Below are 1,233 nucleotides of genomic sequence, written 5' to 3' on the forward strand. Positions count from 1 at the left end.
AATGCACGGAGCTATGGCCGGCCTTACTCCGGCGGCACTTCGCGCGGCTTGCGGTCCTCGCCGATGGCGACATAGGTGAAGACGCCCTCCGTCACCTTGATCGGGTCGGAGCCGGAACGCTCGCGGCGCACCCAGGTCTCGATGCGGACACGCAGCGAGGTGCGGCCGACCTTCTCGATCCGGGCGAAGCAGCTGACCTCGTCGCCGACGAAGACCGGCTTGTGGAAGGTCATCGCCTCGATGCCGACGGTGGCGACGCGGCCATGGCTGCGCCGCACCGCCACCGTGCCGCCGGCCAGATCCATCTGCGCCAGCAGCCAGCCGCCGAAGATGTCGCCGTTCGGGTTGGTGTCCGCCGGCATCGCGATGGCCCGGAGCGCCGGGCCGTTGTCGAAGTCGTATCCGTCCACTGCGCTCATGCTTCCCCCGGCGTCATGAAAAATTCGTCCACAAAAGCTTGTGGCAACGCAGTATAAGCGGCACAGGATGCGCTTGCGCACCCCTGACGAAATTCCTATCATCCGATCATGAGCGATCTTTTCGAGAACACGGCCCCCAAGGCCGACAGCTATTCCGCCCAGGACATCGAGGTTCTGGAGGGGCTGGAGCCTGTCCGGCGCCGGCCGGGCATGTATATCGGCGGCACCGACGATCGTGCATTGCACCATCTGGTCGCCGAGGTGCTGGACAACGCGATGGACGAGGCGGTGGCAGGCCATGCCAGCCGAATCGATTTGGAGCTGACCGCCGACTATACGGTCATGGTGCGCGACAACGGGCGCGGCATCCCCATCGACGACCACCCGAAATATCCGGGCAAGTCGGCGCTGGAGGTCATCATGACCACGCTGCACTCCGGCGGCAAATTCTCCAACAAGGTCTACCAGACCTCTGGTGGCCTGCATGGCGTCGGCCTGTCGGTGGTGAATGCCCTGTCGGACCGGCTGACCGTGGAGATTGCCCGCGAAAAGCAGCTCTATGTTCAGGAGTACAGCCGCGGCCTGCCGCAGGGGCCGCTGGCCCATCGCGGCAACGTCAACCGGCGCGGCACCACCATCCGCTTCCATGCCGACCCGGAAATCTTCGGCGAGACCGCTCATTTCGAGCCGCACCGGCTCTACCGGCTGGCACGCTCCAAGGCCTATCTCTATCGCGGTGGTCAAATCCGCTGGAGCTGCGACCCATCCCTGCTGTCGGTCGGACGCCACCACGCCGGCCGCCGAGACCCTGCAT

1 protein-coding gene and 1 pseudogene are annotated in these 1,233 nt (G+C 65.5%); one reads left to right on the plus strand and one right to left on the minus strand.

Features of this window, described 5'->3' with window-relative positions; translation table 11 throughout:
- Nucleotides 1–23: 23 nt before the first annotated feature.
- Nucleotides 24–419, minus strand: a complete 396-nt coding sequence (locus I71_RS06900; protein ID WP_042692918.1) for an acyl-CoA thioesterase — start codon at nt 417–419, stop codon at nt 24–26.
- Nucleotides 420–527: 108 nt separating this feature from the next.
- On the opposite strand from I71_RS06900, the pseudogene I71_RS06905 reads away from it, so the two are divergent.
- Nucleotides 528–1,233 (plus strand): annotated as a pseudogene (locus tag I71_RS06905) (ATP-binding protein); the annotation flags it as partial.

This window comes from Azospirillum sp. B506 (assembly GCF_000333595.1).
Taxonomy (GTDB): Bacteria; Pseudomonadota; Alphaproteobacteria; order Azospirillales; family Azospirillaceae; genus Azospirillum.